General features: G+C 70.9%; 22 protein-coding genes and 1 tRNA gene. 15 read left to right on the top strand and 8 right to left on the bottom strand.

Features of this window, described 5'->3' with window-relative positions; translation table 11 throughout:
- Window positions 1-87 precede the first annotated feature (87 nt).
- Window positions 88-507 (top strand): ester cyclase, encoded by a 420-nt coding sequence (locus tag AB0H12_RS27155; RefSeq protein WP_499626459.1) that lies wholly within the window; start codon window positions 88-90, stop codon window positions 505-507.
- 84 nt (window positions 508-591) lie between these two features.
- Here the strand turns inward: AB0H12_RS27155 and cspE are convergent, their stop codons facing one another.
- On the bottom strand, window positions 592-798 hold the full coding sequence (cspE, locus tag AB0H12_RS27150) for a transcription antiterminator/RNA stability regulator CspE (protein WP_053717138.1): 207 nt from the start codon (window positions 796-798) through the stop codon (window positions 592-594).
- Window positions 799-1043: 245 nt separating this feature from the next.
- On the opposite strand from cspE, the gene AB0H12_RS27145 reads away from it, so the two are divergent.
- Together AB0H12_RS27145 and AB0H12_RS27140 are read left to right on the top strand one after the other, a co-directional pair.
- Entirely contained in the window at window positions 1044-1376 is a 333-nt protein-coding gene (locus AB0H12_RS27145; protein ID WP_499626457.1) for a hypothetical protein, read from the top strand.
- A gap of 23 nt (window positions 1377-1399) precedes the next feature.
- The gene (locus AB0H12_RS27140; RefSeq protein ID WP_499626455.1) at window positions 1400-2122 is read left to right on the top strand and encodes a hypothetical protein; all 723 of its coding nucleotides are present in this window, start codon (window positions 1400-1402) and stop codon (window positions 2120-2122) included.
- Between the two features lie 16 nt (window positions 2123-2138).
- On the opposite strand, the gene AB0H12_RS27135 is transcribed toward AB0H12_RS27140, so the two are convergent.
- On the bottom strand, window positions 2139-3248 hold the full coding sequence (locus AB0H12_RS27135; RefSeq protein ID WP_499626453.1) for a sugar ABC transporter substrate-binding protein: 1110 nt from the start codon (window positions 3246-3248) through the stop codon (window positions 2139-2141).
- A gap of 310 nt (window positions 3249-3558) precedes the next feature.
- On the opposite strand from AB0H12_RS27135, the gene AB0H12_RS27130 reads away from it, so the two are divergent.
- The gene (locus AB0H12_RS27130; protein WP_230566020.1) at window positions 3559-3720 is read left to right on the top strand and encodes a hypothetical protein; all 162 of its coding nucleotides are present in this window, start codon (window positions 3559-3561) and stop codon (window positions 3718-3720) included.
- Between the two features lie 66 nt (window positions 3721-3786).
- On the opposite strand, the gene AB0H12_RS27125 is transcribed toward AB0H12_RS27130, so the two are convergent.
- Window positions 3787-6732: a glycine--tRNA ligase gene (locus AB0H12_RS27125; RefSeq protein ID WP_499626692.1), complete on the bottom strand. Its 2946-nt coding sequence runs from the start codon at window positions 6730-6732 to the stop codon at window positions 3787-3789.
- A 434-nt stretch (window positions 6733-7166) separates the two neighbouring features.
- Here AB0H12_RS27125 and AB0H12_RS27120 point away from each other — a divergent pair, with 434 nt between their 5' ends.
- The 5 genes from AB0H12_RS27120 to AB0H12_RS27100 all read left to right on the top strand — a co-directional run bounded on the left by AB0H12_RS27120 (window position 7167) and on the right by AB0H12_RS27100 (window position 12211).
- The gene (locus AB0H12_RS27120; RefSeq protein ID WP_499626450.1) at window positions 7167-8906 is read left to right on the top strand and encodes an LCP family protein; all 1740 of its coding nucleotides are present in this window, start codon (window positions 7167-7169) and stop codon (window positions 8904-8906) included.
- A gap of 20 nt (window positions 8907-8926) precedes the next feature.
- On the top strand, window positions 8927-9592 hold the full coding sequence (locus tag AB0H12_RS27115) for a SanA/YdcF family protein (RefSeq protein ID WP_499626448.1): 666 nt from the start codon (window positions 8927-8929) through the stop codon (window positions 9590-9592).
- A 130-nt stretch (window positions 9593-9722) separates the two neighbouring features.
- On the top strand, window positions 9723-10205 hold the full coding sequence (locus AB0H12_RS27110) for a helix-turn-helix domain-containing protein (protein ID WP_230566023.1): 483 nt from the start codon (window positions 9723-9725) through the stop codon (window positions 10203-10205).
- Between the two features lie 114 nt (window positions 10206-10319).
- Window positions 10320-11498, top strand: coding sequence for a Mur ligase family protein (locus tag AB0H12_RS27105; protein WP_499626447.1), 1179 nt, complete (start codon window positions 10320-10322; stop codon window positions 11496-11498).
- Window positions 11495-12211, top strand: coding sequence for a type 1 glutamine amidotransferase (locus tag AB0H12_RS27100; protein ID WP_499626445.1), 717 nt, complete (start codon window positions 11495-11497; stop codon window positions 12209-12211). The genes AB0H12_RS27105 and AB0H12_RS27100 overlap by 4 nt, the downstream gene beginning before the upstream one ends.
- Window positions 12212-12339: 128 nt before the next feature.
- Here the strand turns inward: AB0H12_RS27100 and AB0H12_RS27095 are convergent, their stop codons facing one another.
- Window positions 12340-13827, bottom strand: a complete 1488-nt coding sequence (locus AB0H12_RS27095; protein WP_499626443.1) for a flavin-containing monooxygenase — start codon at window positions 13825-13827, stop codon at window positions 12340-12342.
- Between the two features lie 77 nt (window positions 13828-13904).
- On the opposite strand from AB0H12_RS27095, the gene AB0H12_RS27090 reads away from it, so the two are divergent.
- Window positions 13905-14513, top strand: a complete 609-nt coding sequence (locus tag AB0H12_RS27090; protein ID WP_230566027.1) for a TetR/AcrR family transcriptional regulator — start codon at window positions 13905-13907, stop codon at window positions 14511-14513.
- A gap of 9 nt (window positions 14514-14522) precedes the next feature.
- On the opposite strand, the gene AB0H12_RS27085 is transcribed toward AB0H12_RS27090, so the two are convergent.
- Entirely contained in the window at window positions 14523-15041 is a 519-nt protein-coding gene (locus AB0H12_RS27085) for an LPXTG cell wall anchor domain-containing protein (RefSeq protein WP_499626441.1), read from the bottom strand.
- Between the two features lie 223 nt (window positions 15042-15264).
- On the opposite strand from AB0H12_RS27085, the gene AB0H12_RS27080 reads away from it, so the two are divergent.
- Together AB0H12_RS27080 and AB0H12_RS27075 are read left to right on the top strand one after the other, a co-directional pair.
- Window positions 15265-15525, top strand: a complete 261-nt coding sequence (locus AB0H12_RS27080) for a hypothetical protein (RefSeq protein WP_498780016.1) — start codon at window positions 15265-15267, stop codon at window positions 15523-15525.
- Between the two features lie 94 nt (window positions 15526-15619).
- Window positions 15620-16234, top strand: coding sequence for a TetR/AcrR family transcriptional regulator (locus tag AB0H12_RS27075; RefSeq protein ID WP_230566030.1), 615 nt, complete (start codon window positions 15620-15622; stop codon window positions 16232-16234).
- Window positions 16235-16241: 7 nt separating this feature from the next.
- Here the strand turns inward: AB0H12_RS27075 and AB0H12_RS27070 are convergent, their stop codons facing one another.
- Window positions 16242-16463: a DUF3618 domain-containing protein gene (locus AB0H12_RS27070; protein ID WP_499626691.1), complete on the bottom strand. Its 222-nt coding sequence runs from the start codon at window positions 16461-16463 to the stop codon at window positions 16242-16244.
- A gap of 115 nt (window positions 16464-16578) precedes the next feature.
- On the opposite strand from AB0H12_RS27070, the gene AB0H12_RS27065 reads away from it, so the two are divergent.
- Window positions 16579-17022: a hypothetical protein gene (locus AB0H12_RS27065; RefSeq protein WP_499626439.1), complete on the top strand. Its 444-nt coding sequence runs from the start codon at window positions 16579-16581 to the stop codon at window positions 17020-17022.
- Window positions 17013-17086: transfer RNA gene (locus AB0H12_RS27060), tRNA-Leu, on the top strand. The genes AB0H12_RS27065 and AB0H12_RS27060 overlap by 10 nt, the downstream gene beginning before the upstream one ends.
- A 53-nt stretch (window positions 17087-17139) precedes the next feature.
- On the opposite strand, the gene AB0H12_RS27055 is transcribed toward AB0H12_RS27060, so the two are convergent.
- On the bottom strand, window positions 17140-18090 hold the full coding sequence (locus tag AB0H12_RS27055) for a CobW family GTP-binding protein (protein ID WP_499626437.1): 951 nt from the start codon (window positions 18088-18090) through the stop codon (window positions 17140-17142).
- A 191-nt stretch (window positions 18091-18281) separates the two neighbouring features.
- A complete protein-coding gene (locus tag AB0H12_RS27050; protein WP_499626435.1) occupies window positions 18282-18833 on the bottom strand; it encodes a TetR/AcrR family transcriptional regulator in 552 nt (183 codons plus the stop codon).
- A 35-nt stretch (window positions 18834-18868) separates the two neighbouring features.
- Here AB0H12_RS27050 and AB0H12_RS27045 point away from each other — a divergent pair, with 35 nt between their 5' ends.
- Window positions 18869-19291, top strand: coding sequence for an SRPBCC family protein (locus tag AB0H12_RS27045; protein ID WP_499626433.1), 423 nt, complete (start codon window positions 18869-18871; stop codon window positions 19289-19291).
- Window positions 19292-19309: the final 18 nt, after the last annotated feature.

Genomic DNA, 19309 nt, shown 5'->3' with positions numbered 1-19309 from the left:
GACCACTCGGCGAGGATGCCGTCTTGACTGGTGGGTGCACTGCGTGTTTCGTCGTCAGCTACCGACGAACCGGAGGGAATCGCGCGCATGACCGCGTCCAAGGCACTGCGGGCCCTGCGGGAGGCGATCGTGCTGGAGCACCTGGAGTCGGAGAACGAACACGAGTTCGACACCGCCGTCGGCGCCTTCGACCACCCGCGGTGCGAGATCGTGGCGACCGGTCAGGTGTTCGACGGCCGGGCCGAGGTCGCGGGCTACTACGCGCACGTCCGCGACGCGTTCCCGGACCAGCGCAGCACGCTGGTCGAGCTGCACCACGCCGACGACGCCGTGATCGTCGAACTGGAGCTGCGGGGCACCCACCAGCGCAGTCTCCGCGGCGAGGAGCCGACGGGGCGGGCCTACCGGGTGCGCACGACGGCGTTCTTCGTCTTCGACGACGCCCGGCTGGTGGGCAAGCGGGTCTACGGCGGGCAGGCCGACCAGGCCCCCGCGCTGATCACCTGAGCGACGATTCGGGCCGCCACCCCCCGCTGCTGCGAGGTGTGGCGGCCCGAAAAGATCCAGGTCCTGGTGGTGACCCGGATTAGGTCAGAGCGGTCGAACCGTCTGCGCCTGCGGGCCCTTCTGGCCCTGGCCGATCTCGAACTCCACCCGCTGGTTCTCTTCCAGGGTGCGGTAGCCGTTGCTCTGGATCTCCGAGTAGTGCACGAACACGTCGGCGCCACCGTTGTCCGGGGAGATGAAGCCGAAGCCCTTCTCCGCGTTGAACCACTTGACGGTGCCCTGAACTGCCATCTTGCTACTTCTCCTCTAACAGGTGCCGGATCGCGCTTGCGACCACCGGGTCAGCTAGGGCCCCGGCCCCTCCTGGCGAGGAAAGTTCGGCGCCCGCAACTCCGTTCCGCGAGCGTGGTGGAACACGAACACAGAAAGGTACGACCGAAGACAGTCAACCACGAGATCCCGCCGGCAGTCGAGCGTAAGAATGCGGCGAGTCGCACTGCTACCGTGGGCGAGGTCGCGATCACAGGGGGTCTCCGATGCCTGAACCGATGCTGGTCTCCATCGCCGCGTCGCTCGCCACGCGGGCCGTCGCCGGCCTGTACGAGCTGGTCCGCGCGAAGTTCGCGGACGATCCCGTCGCCACCGCGGCGCTCACCGCCGCCGAAGGCGCACCCGAGGACTCGCCGCAGGTCAGGGCGTTGAGCGAAATGCTGGAGCGGACCATCGAGGCCGATCCCGCCTTCGGCGCGGAGCTTCGGGCCCACCACGCCGTCACGCAGACCGGCCGGGTGACCAACCAGATCTCCGGCACGGTGCACGGCAACGTCGTGCAGGCGGGCGACATCCAGGGCGGCATCAGGTTCAAGTAGCCCTGCCGGGTGAAGATGGGGTGGTGTACGCGCTCCACCTGCCCCAGTCCCGGCTGCTGTTCTTCTTCCTCGGCCTGGTGCTCACCTTCGTCTTCATCCGGATCAGCGTCCGCCTGATCAGGGCCAAGGTGCGCTGGTGGCCGGGCAACTTCACCCCCGGTGGCACGCACATCCACCACGTCGTGTTCGGCACCGTCTTCATGCTGCTCGGCGGCGTGATCGGGTTGGCCGTGCCGGACGACCAGCACGGGGTGCGGGTTGCCGCAGCGGCGCTGCTCGGCGTCGGCGCGGCCCTCGTGCTCGACGAGTTCGCCCTGCTGCTGCACCTGCGCGACGTGTACTGGACCAAGGACGGCCGGCTCTCGGTGGACGCGGTGTTCCTCGCCATCGGGATGACCGGCCTGCTCCTGCTCGGCGCCCGTCCGCTCGGCTACGAGGAGTTCTACGGCGAGGGCGTGGCCGTGCGCGTGCTGATCATCCTGGTCCACCTCGGGTTCGCCATCGTGGCGCTGCTCAAGGGCAAGGTGTGGACCGGGCTGATCGGGCTGCTGGTACCCGTGCTGCCGGAGATCGGCGCGCTGCGGCTGGCCCGCCCCGGTTCCCCGTGGGCCCGCTGGCGGTACACCGAGGGCTCGCGCAAGCTGCGCCGGGCGTACCGCCGGGAGGCCCGCATCCGCCAGCCGCTGATCCGGGTGAAGATCCGGGTGCAGGAGTTCATCTCCGGGCGGCACGACGAGGAGGGCTAGTCCGGTGCGCGGGCGCCTAGTTGGTCAGGATGCCCAGCTCGGCGCAGTCGTCCGCGGTGTCGCCGGCGCACAGGTCCGCGTGCTTGACCACGCCCTCGGCCACCAGCACGCGCACGTTGTCCCGGGTGATCAGGTCCGCGCCCAGCAGCACCGACTTCACGTCCCGCTTCGCCACGAGGTCGCGGGTGTTGCCGGTGGCCAGGTCGTCCGCGCCGCTGAGGTCGCCGCGGGCCACCGCGATGGCCAGCCGCGCCGCCGCCTCGGCCTCGTCCCGGATCGGCTTGTAGACCGTCATGCACTGCTCGCCGCGCAGGATCGAGCGCAGGCCCTCCAGCGTGGCGTCCTGGCCGGTCACCGGCACCCGGCCGGCCAGGCCCTTGGCCTTGAGCACCTCGATCGCCGCGCCGGCCAGCCCGTCGTTGGCCGCGACCACGCCGTCCACCGCGCCGCCGTTGGCCGACAGCATCTGCTCGAACGCGGCCTTGCCGATCAGCGGGTCCCACTTGTCGATCGGCTTGCTGTCGACCAGCTTCAACGCGCCCGTGTCGTACTTCGGGCCGAGCTTGCGGCGCTGGCCGTCGAAGAACAGGGTGGCGTTGTTGTCCGTCGGCGCGCCCTGCAGCTCGATGATCCGCGCGCCCTGCTTCTCGCCGAGGCACTTGAGCAGCCCCTCGGCCTGCAGCTCGCCGACGTTGAGGTTGTCGAACGAGACGTAGTAGTCGGCCTGGCCGCCCAGGCTGATCCGGTCGTAGTTGATGACCGGGATGCCCGCGTCCCGCGCCTTGCGCTCGACCGCCGCGCCGCCCTCGGGGCTCAGCGGCGTCGTCATCAGCACCTTCACGCCGCGCCCGATCATCTCGTCGGCGATGCTGGCGAACCTGGCCTCGTCACCGTCCGCGTTCTCGATCACGCCCTCGATGCCCGCGAAGCTCAGCGCCTGGAGCAGCAGCGGCCGGTCCTGCTCCTCCCACCGGTCCGACGAGGACCGGTCGGGCAGGATCACGCCGACCACCGGCCGCGGCGCCCGGCTGCCCGTCGGGGGCGCGAGCGGGTCGACCGCGGTGCCGCAGCCGGCGGCGAACAGGACGAGGAGACCGCAGGACACGGCTCTGACTAGCCTTCGCATTCGCCAACCCCTTGCACGGGCACATCGACGTGGACCCGGGAAATACGGAATGTCCCGGAATTCCATCCCTCCGGGTGCGGGTTCGTCAAGACGTAGCAACCCCGCAGCTCCGAATGGTCTGCCCCATTCGGACAGTTGACCTTCCCGGAACATCGAAGCCGCAGGTCGGAGCGTTACAGAGCGTACTTATCACGCTCCGCACCCGATTGGTCACGCAGCCCGCAAGTGCGGAAAGGGGACTCCCGTTCGGACGATTTGTGTGCGATGGTGTCGCGTGCCGAACCCTGGCCGGGTGTGTGAGGAGAACAGCGTGAGAATCGTCCCCGCAGCGCTGGTGGCCGCGATCGCCGCGGCACTGCTCGCCTTGGGCGCCGGGCCGGCCGCCGCCGAACAGGTCACGCCGGACCTCGCCGTCGCCAGTTCGCCGTCGCCGGCCCAGTTCCTGACGAGCGAAGACAACCGCGACATGTAGCGGCAGACGAAGATCCCCGCCCTCCGGCGAGCCGGCGAGCCGGGATCTTCGTCGTGCACGGGTCCCTCAGCCCAGCGCGGTGCCCAGGGCCTGCCAGTCCAGCACCGGCGCCGCCAGGTCGCGGATCGCGGCCAGCAGCCCCAGCCTGGCCCGCCGCACGTCGGCGTCCTCGGCCATCACCAGCACCTCGTCGAAGAACGTGTTCACCGGCCCGGTGAGCCCGTTCGCGGCGGCGACGAACGCGGCCAGCCCCGTGACGCCGGCGGGCACGTCGGCCAGCGCCTTGTGCAACGCCACCTCGGCGGGCTCCACCAGCGCCTCCGGGTCGTACTCGCCCACGGTGTCCGCGGGCACGATCCGCCGCACCCGCTGCAACGCCGCCACCAGCGCGGCGAAGTCCGGGTCGCCGGCCAGCCCGGTCAGCTCGGCCAACGTCGTGTCGGCCACCGCGGGCGCGTCGGCCAGCGGCAGCACGGCGTTGACGAACCGGTGGTCGTGCCCGGCGTCGAGCAGCTGCTGCTCGTACCGCCGCACGGCGAACTCGCGAGCCGTGTCCAGCGCCTCCGCCGACACCTCCAGCTCCTGGGCGGCCAGCGCCAGCGCCTTGGTCAGCGTGATGTCCTTCAGGTCCGGGAACGCCCGCAGCACGCTCACCGCACCCAGTGCCGCCCGCCGCAGCCCGAACGGGTCGGAGCTGCCCGTCGGGTTCGCCCCGATGCCGAACAGCCCGGCCAGCAGGTCGAACCGGTCGGCCAGCGACAGCAGCGCGCCGGGCGTGGACGACGGCACCGCGTCACCCGCCGAGCGCGGCAACTCCATCTCCCACAGCGCCCGCGCGACCTCGGGGGTCTCCCCCGCCCGCTCGGCGTACTCGCGGGCCATCACGCCGGCGAGGCTCGACAGCTCGATCACCATCTGCGAGCCGAGGTCGAACTTGGCCAGCTCGCCCGCGCGCGCCAGGGTCTCGTCGGCCGCGCCGACCTCCTCGGCGAGCCGCCGCGCGAGCGCCGCGATCCGGCCCGCCCGGTCGGCCATCGAACCGAGCTTGTCGGCGAACGTCAGCTTCTCCAGCCCGGCCTTCATGTCCTCCAACGGCGTGCGCAGGTCGGCACGCCAGAAGAACGCCGCGTCCTCGTACCGGGCGCGCAGCACGGCCTCGTTGCCCGCACGGACCAGGTCGACGTCCACCTCGCCGTTCGCCACCGCCACGAAGTGGGGCAGCAGCGAGCCGTCCTGGGCGCGCACCGGCAGGTACCGCTGGTGCTTGCGCATCACGGTGGTGAGGATCTGGGCGGGCAGCTCCAGGTAGCGCTCCTCGAACGAGCCGAGGATGGGCGTCGGCCGCTCGACCAGGTTCGTGACCTCGTCCAGCACGCCCTCGAAGTCCACGACCCCGCCCACGGACGCGGCCAGCTCCTCGGCGCGGGCCACGATGGCGTCACGTCGCCGCAGCGCCGACGCGTCGATGCCGTGCCCGGCCAGGAACTCCAGGTAACCGTCCGCCGCGGGCACGTCGACCACGGGCGTGGCGGCGGTGCGGTGCACGCGGGTCTTCGGCTCGGCGGCCAGCGACGACACGGCGACCGGCACGGGTGTCGTGCCCAGCAGGGCGAGCAGCCAGCGGATCGGGCGGGTGAACGACAGCTTCGGGTCGCTCCACTTCATGTTCTTCTCGGCGCGCAGCTCGGACACCACCTCGCCGAGCAGCCCGCTGAGCACCTCCACCGCGCCGCGACCGGGGTCCGTGCGCACGAGGGCGACGTGCTCGACGCCGTTCTCGGTGACGCGGCCGAGCGCGTCGACGTCCACGCCCTGGCCGCGGGCGAAGCCCTGCACGGCCTTGGTCGGGTTGCCGTCGGCGTCGAAAGCGGCCGACACGCGGGGACCGCGCACGGTCTTCTCCGCGTCCGGCTCGCGCGGCGCGACGTCGGGCACCAGCACCACGACCCGGCGCGGTGTGCCGTGCACCTCGACCGCGCCGTGCGCCAGCCTGGTCGCGCCGAGCTTGTCCGCCACGGCCTTGCCGACCGCCTCCACGGTCCGGGTCACCTCGGCGGGCGGCAGCTCCTCCGCGCCGATCTCGAACAGCAGCGTGCTCGGGGCCGTGACCTCGGCGAACGTGTCCGGCAGCGTCGCCGCGGCGGGCACCTCGGCCAGGCCGAGCGGGTGGCCCAGCTCCTCGCGGCGGGCCGCCCACAGCCCGGCGACCTCGCGGGCCAGGCCGCGCATCCGGCCGAACGCGCGGGCCCGCTCGGTGGTGCTGATCGCGCCACGCGCGTCGAGCACGTTGAACGCGTGCGAGCACTTGAGCACGTAGTTGTGCGCGGGCACGGGCAGCCGCGCGTCGAGCATCCGGCGCGCCTCGGAGGCGTACTCCTCGAACAGCCGCTTGTTCGCCTCCACGTCGGCGTCGTCGAGGTAGTAGCGGCTCATCTCGTACTCGGCCTGGCCGAACGCCTCGCCGTAGGAGATGCCGGGCGCGTAGGAGATGTCCTTGAAGTGGTCGACACCCTGCAGGGCCATCATGATGCGTTCGATGCCGTAGGTGATCTCCACCGACACCGGGTCGAGCGACATGCCGCCCGCCTGCTGGAAGTAGGTGAACTGGGTGATCTCCAACCCGTCCAGCCACACCTCCCAGCCGAGGCCCCAGGCGCCGAGTGCGGGCGAGGCCCAGTTGTCCTCCACGAACCGCACGTCGTGCGCCCGCACGTCGATGCCGAGCGCTTCGAGGCTGCCCAGGTACAGCTCCTGGGGGTTACCCGGGTCGGGCTTGAGGATGACCTGGAACTGGGTGTGGGTCTGCAGTCGGTTCGGGTTCTCGCCGTACCGCGCGTCGTCGGGCCGAACGCTCGGTTCGACGTAGGACACGCGCCAGGGCTCCGGACCCAGCACCCTCAGCACGGTGGCGGGGTTCAACGTACCGGCGCCGACTTCGGTGTTGTACGGCTGCACGACGACGCAGCCCCGTTCGGTCCAGTACCTGGTCAGCGCGAGCAGCGCATCCTGCATGGTCAGCACGGTGGCAGTCTACGAACGCGGGACCGCGGACCTCACAATCGGGTAACCGACCTGGTCAGCCCGCCCGCGGACCGGTATCACCACGTCCGGCGAACGCGCTGTGCGACGCTGGTGGCAACCTGGGCGGCCCGCCATGCGTCCACTGGGACGAACCCGGGTACATGGGAGGAGTGGGAGTGGACAACCGGCCGCCGAGGCCAGGCGAACCCGATGGGTTCCGCCGGCGACCCGTTCCCCCTCGGAGCCCCCACGCAGGTCAGCCGCCGCGCGCCCAGGAGCCGCCACGGCGCTCCGAGCCAGGGGGGCGGTTCGACCCGCCGCCGCGCGGGCCCGAGCGCCCGACCGGTGGGCGACGCGCGCCCGGCCAGCCGGACCGCCCGGCCGGCGAACGCGGACGCGTGCCCGGTGAGCGGCCGAAACGCCCGGTGACCGACCCCTCGTCGGGTGAACGGCCCCGGCCGAACGCGCCCAGGGACGAGCGTGCGCGGGCAGGCAGCGAACCCGGCCGCCCGAGGCCCGCGTCCGAACGTCCCCGACCGGCGGCCGGCCGTCGTCCCGGCGAGCGCGACGCCGACGGCAGGCGCCCGGCCGACCCGCAGCGGATCGCCCCGGCTCAACGTCCCACCGGCCGACGCCCCCGCCCGCCCGCCGGCCGCACCGGTCCGCCGCGTCGCCGCCCGCCCGAGCGCGGCACGTCCGGCAGCGCGATCTTCGGGCGGTCGCTCCTCGCGCTGTTCTCCGTCGCCGTGCTGCTGGGCACCGGCTACGCGTGGGCGAACCTGAACACGCTGCTCAGCGACATCGCCACCACGGACGTCATCAGCGACGAAGGCGGTGGCGAGAAGCCCGCCGACGGTTCGGTCGACATCCTCATGGTCGGCATGGACAGCCGCACCGACGCCAAGGGCAACCCGCTGCCCCAGGAGATCCTGAACGAGCTGCACGCGGGCAACGAGAACGACGGCGGCCTGAACACCGACACGCTGATCCTCATGCACGTGCCGAACGACGGCGGCAAGGCGGTCGCGGTGTCGTTCCCGCGCGACTCCTACGTGCAGATCGACGGCGGCTACGGGCGGCACAAGATCAACTCTGCGTACGGCTACGGCAAGAACGACGCGATCGCGAAGCTGGAGCGCGAGGGCGTCACCGACCCGGCGCAGCTCGAGGTCCAGTCGCGGCAGGCGGGCGCGAAGAACCTCATCGGGACCATCGAGAACCTCACCGGCGTGACCATCGACCGCTACGCCGAGATCAACCTGGTCGGGTTCTACGAGATCACCAAGGCCGTCGGCGGCGTGGACGTGTGCCTGAACCAGGCCACCCGCGACAACATGTCCGGCGCGAACTTCGCCGCCGGGCCGCAGAAGATCCAAGGCCGCGAGGCGCTGGCGTTCGTCCGGCAGCGGTACGGGCTGCTGCGCGGCGACCTCGACCGGATCGTGCGCCAGCAGGTGTTCATGGCGGGCCTGGCCAAGCAGATCCTGTCCGCCGGCACGCTGTCCGACCCCGGCAAGCTCCGCTCCCTGATCGACGCGCTGACCAAGTCCATCGTGCTGGACAAGGACTGGAACGTGCTGCAGTTCGCCACCCAGATGAAGGACCTGACCGGCGGCAACCTCAAGTTCGAGACGATCCCGACCGGCAACCCCGAGCTGGAGACGCCCGAGGACGGCTTGGCGGTCGAGGTCAACGAGCGCGAGGTGAAGAAGTTCTTCAAGAACCTCAACGCCGACCCGAACACCACCGGCACCACCGCGCCGGCCGTCGACAAGGCGTCGGTGACCGTCGAGGTTCGCAACGCCTCCGGTTCGCCCGGGCTGGCCGGCCGGGTGCTCCAGGCGCTGGTGGCCGAGCGGTACACCGACGGCGGCGCCGACAACGCCACGCCCATGGCCACGTCCGTGGTGCGCTACGGCGTGGGCGGCGAGGCGGGCGCGGAGGCCGTCGCCGAGTCCCTCGGCGGGCTCGAGATCGAGCAGGACGACACCATCCCGGCCGGTCACGTCCGCGTGTTCGTCGGCGCGGACTACTCCGGGCCGGGCACGCAGACGCTCGCCGGCGACCGGCTGGTCGGCCTGGACGGCGCGCGGCAGCAGCAACCGGACACGACCACGACGACCGAACCGCCGATCACGGCGGACGGGGTGCGCTGCGTGAACTGATCGTCGACTCGGGGGTAGTCGTGGGGAGCTTCGTCGAACGGGTGCCCTGGAAGCGGGTGCTGATCGCGCTCGGCGTGCTGGCCGTGCTCGCGGCCACGCCGTGGGTGTGGGTGCGGACCAGTAGCGCCGCCTACCGGCACGACGCGGCCGACGTGCCGGACGCGCCGGTGGCGCTGGTCCTGGGTGCGGGCCTGACCAGGTCGGGCACGCCGACGCCGTTCCTGGCGGGCCGGTTGGACGTGGCCGCGGACCTGTACCGGCGCGGCAAGGTCCAGGTGCTGCTGGTCAGCGGCGACAACAGCCGGACCGAGTACGACGAGCCGACCGCGATGCGCACTTACCTGATCGGGCGCGGCGTGCCCGCGGACGTCGTGGTGGCCGACTACGCGGGCCTGGACACGTGGGACTCGTGCACGCGGGCGAAGCGGATCTTCGGCGTCGAGCGGCTGACCGTGGTGACCCAGGAGTTCCACCTGCCCCGCGCGGTGGCGCTGTGCCGTTCGGCGGGCCTCGACGCGTTCGGCGTCGGCCACGACACGTCCGACCGGGTGTCGACCACCGCCTACGGGCACTTCCGGGAGGTGTTCGCGGCGGGCAAGGCCATGTGGGACGGCGTCGTCGCCAAGCCCGATCCACAGTTCCTCGGGCCGGTCGAAACGGCCGTCACCAGCGCCTTGAAGCGCTGAGATGCTACTTTCGGTACCACTCGTTAGCCCGATCGGGCGATAAATCGGACAACCCGCGTAAGCAACCGTCCTGTCGCGCTTTCCATCTGCGTGGGGTCTGCCGGGGCCCCAGCGGACTGGAGGATCGACGGTGCAGATCGACACAGCGGCGTACCAACGCGTGCTCGGTGATGAGCTCCGCAGCCTTCGCAAGCAGCGCGGATGGACCCGCAAGGAACTCAACCGCCGACTGCAGAGCGACATCTCGCTGCAAACGCTGGCCACGTACGAGCTGGGCACCCGCCAGTGCTCGGTGACCCGGTTGGTGGAGATCTGCGTCGCGCTGGGCGTGCCCGCGCACCAGGTGCTCGCCCGAGTGCACGAACGCGTGTTCGGTGACGCGCCCGCCGGCCACCTCTCGGTCGACCTGGCCACGGTCGTCGCCGATCCGCGGCCGCAGCTGATGCCGCTGCGGCGCTGGGCGCAGGGCAGGCTCGCGCACCTGGTGCCCGGCCAGCCGCCCGAGGTGCACCTCGACCTGCCCGCGCTGGAGTACATGGCCCAGTTGTGCCAGCTCAGCACGGTGGACCTGATCCGGACCCTGCGGGAGCTGGACCACCAGCGGCACCGGTAGCATCGGGGGATCTCCCTCCCCTGACAGATCCGGGAAGTCGGTTTGCCGAACACTCCAGGTGCAGACCCAGCCCGCCTGCCGCTGCGCACCGCGGCGGCCGTGCGACTGGGCAACATGAGTTCCAAGCTGTCGCAGAAGATGGGCCTGGGCGCGGGCGGCATGATCGGCGGCCGGGTCGCGCTGAAGCTCGACCCGCAGGCCCTGGCGCACTTGACGTCCGGTCGCTCGGTCGCCCTGGTGACCGGCACCAACGGCAAGACGACCAGCACGATGATGCTCAGCCGGGCCGTGTCGTTCCTGGGCGAGGTCGCCACCAACCACGGTGGCGCGAACATGCCCGACGGGCACGTGACCGCGCTGTCCAAGCAGCCCGACGCGCCGTTCGCGGTGCTGGAGGTCGACGAGGGGTACTTCCCCGAGGTCGTGCGCGCCGCCGCGCCCGCCGTGGCCGTGCTGCTCAACCTCAGCCGCGACCAGCTCGACCGGGTCGGCGAGGTGCGCACCATCGAGAAGTCGCTGCGCACGGCGTTGACGTCGGTGACCGGGGTCGTGGTGGCCAACTGCGACGACATCATGGTGACGTCGGCGGCCCGCGACTCGGCGAACGTGGTGTGGGTCGCCACCGGGACGGGCTGGCACAACGACGCCGCCTCGTGCCCGCGCTGCGGCGACCCGATCCGCTGGGAGGGCGAGCACTGGCACTGCACCGGGTGCGACCTGTCCCGGCCGCGGCCCCAGTGGGTGACCGGCGACGGGTACCTGGTCACGCCCAACGGCGTGAAGGTGGAGCTGGCGCTGCGGCTGCCCGGCAAGTTCAACCAGGCCAACGCGGTGATGGCCGCGGCCGCCGCCGCCGCGCTCGGCGTGCCCGTGGAGGAGGCCGTGCAGCGGTTGCGCGCGGTGTCCAACGTGGCCGGTCGGTACCGGACGATCCAGCGGTCCGGGCACCGGGCCCGGCTGCTGCTGTCGAAGAACCCGGCCGGGTGGAGCGAGACGCTGACCGTGGTGCGCGAGGCCGACCACCCCGCCGTGCTCGTGATCAACGCGCACGAGGCCGACGGCCGCGACCTGTCGTGGCTGTGGGACGTGCCGTTCGAGCGGTTGCGCGGGCGGCAGGTGATCGCGTCCGGCGAGCGGGCGACGGACCTGGCCGTGCGGCTGACGTACGCCGAGGTCGAGCACACGATCGTGCCGGACCCGCTGCTGGCGATCGACGCCATGCCGCCCGGTCCGGTCGAGGTGATCGCCAACTACACCGCATTCCGCGACCTGAACGCGAGGGCCGCCCAGTGAGCACCAGCAAGGTCCAGATCGCACTCGTGCTGCCCGACCTGCTCGGCACGTACGGCGACTTCGGCAACGCGGTCGTGCTGGAGAAGCGGATGACGTGGCGGGGCATCTCCGCCGAGATCGTGAACATCCGGTTCGGCGAGCCCGTGCCCGAGTCGTGCGACATCTACGTGGTCGGCGGCGGTGAAGACACGGCGCAGACGTTGGCCGTGCGGCACCTGCGGGAGCACCCGGGGATGCAGCGCGCGGCGGCGCGCGGCGCGGTGATCCTCGGCGTGTGCGCGGGGATCCAGATCTTCGGCGAGTCGTTCACCCGGGCCGACCAGGTGACGCACTCCGGCCTCGGGTTGATCGACTCGACGTCGCACGCGGGCGGCAGCCGGGCCATCGGCGAGGTGATCGCGACCCCGGCCGACGGCCTGTTCGAGGGCCTGCTGACCGGGTTCGAGAACCACCAGGGTCGCACCGTCCTGGGGCCGTCCGCCCGGCCGTTGGCGCACGTCAAGGTGGGCACGGGCAACGACGGCTCGGTGGAGGGCGCGGTGCAGGGCCGGATCCTGTGCACCTACCTGCACGGTCCCGTGCTGCCGCGCAACCCGCAGATCGCCGACCTGCTGATCGAGTGGGCCACGGGCGTCAAGCCGGGCCCGCTCGACCTGCCCGACGTGACCCGCCTGCGCGCCGAGCGCGCCAAGGCCGCCGGCGTCACCGCCTGAGCGTCCTGAACGGAGAACTCACCGGTCCTGAGCGTTCGACACGCGGTACCTGAGTGTTCGACACGCGCGTGTCGAACGTTCAGCGCCCGCGTGTCGAACGCTCAGGTACCCCGAGTTCTCCGTTCGGGTCACGCGGGGACGCGGGTGCGGCGGGCGCGGGTCAGGGTGTAGTCCTCGGCGCGGACGGTCTTGGTGCGCATCCAGTAGCGCCAGGTGAAGCCCGGCCAGACCGTGCGGTTGATGCCCTGCGCGTCGAGGTACCAGCTCTTGCAGCCGCCCTCGGTCCACACGCCCCTGGACAGCTTGCGCTGCAACTGCCGGTTGAACCTCGCCTGGACGTCAGGCCGCACGTCCAGCTCGTCGGCCTGGTGGCGGTCGAGCAGCTCCAGGCACTGCCGGACGTACCGGATCTGCGACTCGATCATGAACACCACGGAGTTGTGCCCGAGCCCGGTGTTCGGGCCGAGCAGGAAGAAGAAGTTCGGGAAGCCCGAGACCGTGATGCCGTAGTACGTCTCGATGCCCTTCTCACGCCACTGCTTGGCCAGGTCGACACCGCCCTTGCCGGTGACGTCGAGGTAGTCGAACGAGTCGACCACGTGGAACCCCGTGCCGTAGATGATCACGTCGACCTCGTGCTCGACCCCGGCCCGGTCCACCACGCTGTTCGCCCGCACCTCGGCGATGCCGTCGGTCACCAGGTCCACGTTCGGCTTGCCCAGCGCCGGGTAGTAGTCGTTGCTGATCAGCACCCGCTTGCAGCCCATGGTGTAGTCCGGCGTCAGCTTCGCCCGCAACGCCCCGTCCGGCACCTGGCGGCGCATGTGCCGCTTGGCGATGTTCTGCGCGAACTCCATGATCTTCGGGTTCACGGCGAAGCCGAGCGCGCTCGACTCCCGCGTCCAGTACACGAAGTCGCGGTACAGGCGCTGGGTGAACGGCAACGCGCGGAACAGCTTCTGCTCCCACGTGGTGATGTCCCGGTCGATCTTGGGCATGATCCACGGCGGCGTGCGCTGGAACAACGTCAGCCGGCCGACCTCGTCGGCGATCCGCGGCACGAACTGGATCGCGCTCGCACCCGTGCCGACCACGGCGACCCGCTTGCCGCGCAGGTCGTAGTCGTGGTCCCACTCGGCCGAGTGAAAGGTCTTGCCCTGGAACGCCTCGATGCCCGGCAGGGTCGGGATGTTCGGGATGTGCAACGCGCCGACGCCCGCCACCACCGACTTCGCGGTGTAGGTGTCGCCGTTCTCGGTGGCGACGTGCCAGACCTTCGCGTCCTCGTCCCACCGCGCGCCGCCGACCTTGCTGTTGAACCGGATGTGCTCGCGCAGCCGGTACTTCTCGGCCACCCGCTTGAGGTAGTCCCAGATCTCCGGCTGCCGGGCGAACATGCGCGACCAGCGCGGGTTGAGCTCGAACGAGAACGAGTACATGTGGGAGGGGACGTCGCACGCGCAGCCGGGGTAGGAGTTGTCCCGCCAGGTGCCGCCGAGGTCGCCCGCCTTCTCCAGCACGACGAAGTCGCGCCGCCCCGCCCGCTTCAGCTCGATCGCCATGCCCAGGCCGGAGAAGCCCGTGCCGACGATCAGGACTTCGACCTCTCGGTGCATGCCCGTCTCCTCTACGTCAGCCTACATACTCTCCAGTAGGTTACTCGAAGTAAGTTACCTCCGGTAGTCTCGTCTCCGTGACCACCACCGAGCCGCGCCGCCGGCGGATGCCCAAGGCCGAGCGCAAGGCGCAGATGCTCGACATCGCCGAAGGCGTCTTCGCCGAACGCGGGTACCTGGCGGCGTCGATGGACGAGATCGCCGAACGGGTGGGTGTGTCCAAGCCGATGCTCTACGAGTACTTCGGCTCCAAGGAGGGCCTGCTCATCGGCTGCATCCACCGGGCGCGCACGGAGCTGCTCGAACGCACGCAGCAGGCGATCACCGGCGCGGACGGGCCCGAGGAGGTCCTGCGGCGCGGCCTGATGGCGTTCTTCGAGTTCATCGCCGAGCACAAGCAGTCGTGGGCACTGTTGCGACAGGAGGCGGCGATCACCGTGCCGTCGGCCGTCGAGGAGGTCGAAGGCATCCGGCGCCAGCAGACCGACCTGATCGCGGCCGTGATCGGCAGCTTCGACTCCGACGTGGACGCGGTGGAGGCCGAGGCGTTCGCCGAGATCGTGGTCGGCTCGACGGAACGGCTCGCGCTGTGGTGCGAGCGCAGGCCCGAGGTGGGGCCCGCGCTCGCGACGGCCTACGTGATGGACGTCGTGTGGCGGGGCGTGGCGAGCCGACTCACGACGTGAGCGGCGCGGTCAGGCGCGACGACGGCGGCTGAACAGCAGCAGCACCGCGCCGCCGAGCAGCACGACCAGGCCGCCGACGGCCGTCCACAGCGGAGAGGCGCCCGTCGCCGCCAACGCGTGGTCGGTGGACGACCTCACCACGCGGGGAGCCTGCGGCGCACCGGCGCTCGCGGTGGCGCCGACCGCGCTGGTCGTGGCTCCCGCGTGTGACGTCGAGGTGACCACCGCGCTCGTGGTGCCGGCGACGTCCGTGGTGGTGACGTCCGTGGTGGTGACGGAGGTCGCGGACGTGCCGGACACGTCGGTCGTCGTCGTGGTCGCCCCGGTGGACGTCCAGCCGGTCGAGGGGGTCGTCGTGCGCGTGGTCGTCGTGTGGCACGGCGGATCACCGCGGTGCTTGCAGACGTCACCCCACACCTTGTCGCCCCACCCGTCCGGCACCTCCCACGACGGGTCGGCCGACGCCGCACCCGGCGCGAACGCCAACCCCAGCAACAGGCACACCACGACGACCACTCGACGGCTCATCAGGACCTCTCAGACGTGGGACATTGCTCCAAATGGCCTATCGGTGGCCGGTAGCCGCGCGTTACCGCTCATGCACGGTGTGTGCACCGTATTCGATTCCACGAATGGGTGAGGACACAGGGTTCCCAAGCCTTCCCAGGCGACCTCACACGATCGAAGGAATGGCGCCGCACCAACTCCCAAACGCCGGTCAGATATGCGCAACAACCACGGAAGGCAAGGCATGACCACACTCCCCATCACCGCGAACTACCGACGCGACGGCGACGACTGGGCGGTCACCGTCCGCGCCGCCGGCAAGGAGCTCGGGGCCACCGCACCAGGCCTGATCGCGGCCAGGCTGGCCGCCGACCAACTGGTGGAGGAGATCGCGATCGGGCGCTCCGCCCGTGCCGTCGTGCACCTGCTGGAGGGCGACGCGCTCGCGTTCTCGGTGGCGTACCTGCACACCCGCGCGGGTCTCGTGCCCCCACCGACGGGGTGAACCCGAAGCGGCGCGGCGCCCGCGAAGATGATCTGTGGCCAATTCCGGGCGCACCCGGCCTAGGATGTCCCGCCAAAGGCGACAGGAGCGCGAAATGGCCACACCGGTGTACAGCGGGGCGACTCGGACCCCGCAGCGAGGCAGACCGAGGGACGCCAGCCGGGACGACGCGTTGCGACAGGCCGCGCTGGAGGTGATGGCCGAAGTCGGGTACCGCGCGCTGACGATGGACGCCGTCGCGGCGCGCGCCCGTGCGGGCAAGGCGACCATCTACCGGCGGTGGGAGTCGAAGCTCGACCTGGTGATCGACACGTGCACGCAGTTGGCGCAGCGGAACCTGGCCGAGCCGGACACCGGCTCGCTCGCCGGCGACCTGCGCGAGTTCCTCAGCGCGTTCGCCGCGTTCCTGTCCGGCCCGATCGGCAAGGCGGCGCAGGCCCTCGTCGGCGAGCTGCCGCACGAGCCCGAGCTCGCCTCGGCGTTCCGCGAGACGTTCCTGACCGCGCAGCGGGACGTGCTGCGGCGCATCCTGGAGCGCGCCGAAGAGCGCGGTGAACTCCGCCAGGACGCGCCGCGCGGCATGGCGGTCGAGATCGCGGGCGCGGCCCTGATCTACCGGTTGATGCTCACCGGAGACCCGCTGGACCGGCCCTTCGTCGACCGCGTGGTGGAACAGGTGCTGGTGCCCCTCGTCGCCAAGGGGCAGTAGCGCACCTTCAGCGGAACAGCTTGCGCAGCAAGGCGAACCCGATGAGCACGGCCACCGCGATCAGCGAGTACCGGATCTTGGGTTCGTCGAGCTTCGCGCGCACGCTGTTCTTGCCGGACTCGACGAAGCGCTGGGGATTCGCCCTCGTCCCCAGCTCGTCGAGGGTCACGGCCAGCGCGTCACGAGCCTGCTCGATCTCGCGCTGGATGGTGTCGGGATCGCGGGCCACATCTCCTCCTACCTGCTCCTTGGTCACAACCGTAGTTGAGACGCCGCGACCACGTTGACCTGACCGGCGGACGAGTGCTTTTATAACGCTGTTTCCATTCGAGTGGAGGAGCGTCATGGCCGCCATCCGGTTGTCTCTCGCGTCCCGCCGGTTGGCGGGCGTGCTGTTGCTGAGCGTCGTCGGCGTCGAGTTCGGCGGTCGGTTCCTGACCACCGTGGTGCAGGGCGAGGTGCCGCTGACCGAGTTCCAGCAGTCGTTCTTCCGCGCCGGTCACGCGCACGCCGGCGTGCTGGTGATCCTCAGCCTGGTGTGCCTGCTGTTCGCCGACGCGGCGGACGTGCGCGGGCTGTGGGGTTGGGTGGCCCGGCTCGGCGTGCCGATCGCGGCGATCCTCATGCCCGCGGGGTTCTTCTTCTCCGCCATGGGCGAGGACGTGACGCGGGCGAACGGCCTGGTCGTCCTGCTCTACGTGGGCGGTCTGAGCCTGGCGGCGGGCGTCGTGTCCCTCGGCATCGGGCTGCTGAAGCCTGCCGATAAGCTTGCGACGACGGGCTCGTAGCCCAATTGGCAGAGGCACACGGTTTAGGTCCGTGCCAGTGAGAGTTCGAGTCTCTCCGAGCCCACGTCGCCCACCGGCGGCCCTCGGCGTTCCGCGCCGGGGGCCACGGGGGCTCGCTCACGCGGTGTAGCGCAGGACTTCGAGCATCGACTGCGGGTCCACGGCGCCCGGGTCCGGTTCCTCGCAGGCGGCCAGTCCGGCGCGGATCGCGGCGACGTCCAGGCCCGTGCCGATCAGCACGAGCTCGGTGCGCCGCGGTCCCGGCCACGCCGAGCGTTCGAACCGCAGGAACGCGCCGACGGTGTGCAGGCCGAACCGCTGCCGGTGGCCGGGCACGTCGAACCGCACGAAACCCTTGATCCGGTACAGGCCCTTGGGTCGGGCGTCGAGGAAAGCCATGAGCCGCAACGGGTTCATCGCGCCACCCGTGAATTCGACGCTGTCGTAGCGCACGTGGTCGTGCTCTTCGTCCAGCAGGTCCTCGAACGACAGCTGGCCGAACCGCTCGCGCGGACGTGGGTCGAACAGCAGGGCCGGGTCGACGCGGCCGAACGACGACCGGACCACGGGCACGCCGGGCTTGAGCCGGTCGACCTCGGCCGCGAGCGCCGACGGGTCCGTGACGCGGTCGACCTTGTTGAGCACCACCAGGTCAGCCACGCGCACGTGCCTGGCCAGGTCGTCGGGGAACTCCGCCGCGTCGACCAGCAGCACCAGGCCGCCGTAGGTCAGGCGCGGGTTCTCGCTCGCGAGCACCATCCGTGCCATGGCCTGCGGTTCGGCCAGGCCGCTCGCCTCGATGACGATGACGTCCACCAGGGAGTCGAGCTTGGCGAGCATCCCGTCGAGTTCGCTGACGTCCACGGCGCAGCACAGGCAGCCGTTGCTGAGCGAGACGGTGGAGTCGACCTGACCGGCCACGCTCATCGCGTCGATGCCGATGGCGCCGAAGTCGTTGACCACCACCCCGACCCGCGTGCCGCGACTGCCGCCGAGCAGGTGGTTGAGCAACGTCGTCTTGCCGGAGCCGAGGAACCCCGCCACCACCACCACCGGGATCCGTTTCACGCCGCCGAATCCTACGTCCCCCGCGAGAGTCCTACGCCCAGGCGTCGAGAGTCCTGCGTTCAGAGCACGTGAATTCAACGCTCGGACGTGCTCACGGACGTCCGCCGGGCGTCTGAGCGTTCAACTCAGGTGTTCCGAACGTAGGACACGCGCGACGCGAACGGAGGACTCACGCGTTCTGAGCGTTGGACTCACGGGGTGGTCAGGGTGATGAACTGCTCCATGGCGGCGTTGACGGCGGGGAGGTCGTCGGTGGCGACCAGGTCCAGGAGCAGGCCGCGGGCGACGGCGAGGCCCAGGCGGGCGCGGGCGTCGGCGACGTCGGGCGGGTGGCCGAGGGATCGCTGGATGGCCGCGACGGGTTCCAGCCAGTCGGTGACGATGCCGTCCAGCAGCGCGGTGGTGCCGGGTCGGCCCTGGGCGGCTTGGGCGTACAGCTCGAAGAACAGGCGCTCGTGGGCGCGCAGGGACGGGTCGGTGAGCGTGCGCCAGAACGCGCGGGCGGCCTCGGCGGGGTCGTCGGCCGGCAACGAGGCCAGCACCGCGCGTTGCCGAGCCTCGACCGCGCGCACGACCTCGACCAGCAGGCCCTCCATCGAGCCGAAGTGGTAGATGAGCATCCGGTGGCTCGTGCCGACCGCCTCGGCCAGCCGACGCAGGCTCAGGTCACCGAGGCTGTGCTCGGCCAGGTGGTCGACCACGGCGGCGAGGAGTCTTTCGCGAGCGGCCCCTTGTTCCGGCATGTACCAGATGGTACATGTACCGCATGGTACAGAGAGTGGATGTCCAAGTTCACAGCGAAGCCCCGCCGGAACGGGTTTACCGCCTGGCCGCGGACAGCTCGACGTGGCCCGAGTGGTCGCCCGTGGTGCGGTACGAGAGAGAACGCGCGGGTGACGCGAATGGCGTCGGCGAAGTGCGGGTATTCCACAACAAAGGCCGCAAGGCGCTCACGAGGGAGGAGGTCGTCGAACTGACGCCGAACCGGCGGGTGGGCTACGTCCTGCTGTCGGGTCTCGCCATTCGCGACTACCACGCGTTCATCGACCTCACGCCGGACGGCGACGGGACGGCGATCCGCTGGCACTCGTCGTTCGAGCCGAAGACACCGGGGACGGGGTGGCTCTACCGCACGGTGCTCCAGGCCGTGATCACGCGGTACGCGAAAGGGCTCGCCGCGCACGCCTCCGCCGGGAACTGAGGTTTTCCACACCCCGGT

The organism is Actinosynnema sp. NPDC023794 (assembly GCF_040639675.1).
GTDB classification, from domain to species: Bacteria; Actinomycetota; Actinomycetes; order Mycobacteriales; family Pseudonocardiaceae; genus Actinosynnema; species Actinosynnema luteola.
Note: the sequence above shows the minus strand (reverse complement) of the source record. Positions and strands in the feature narration are given on the sequence as shown.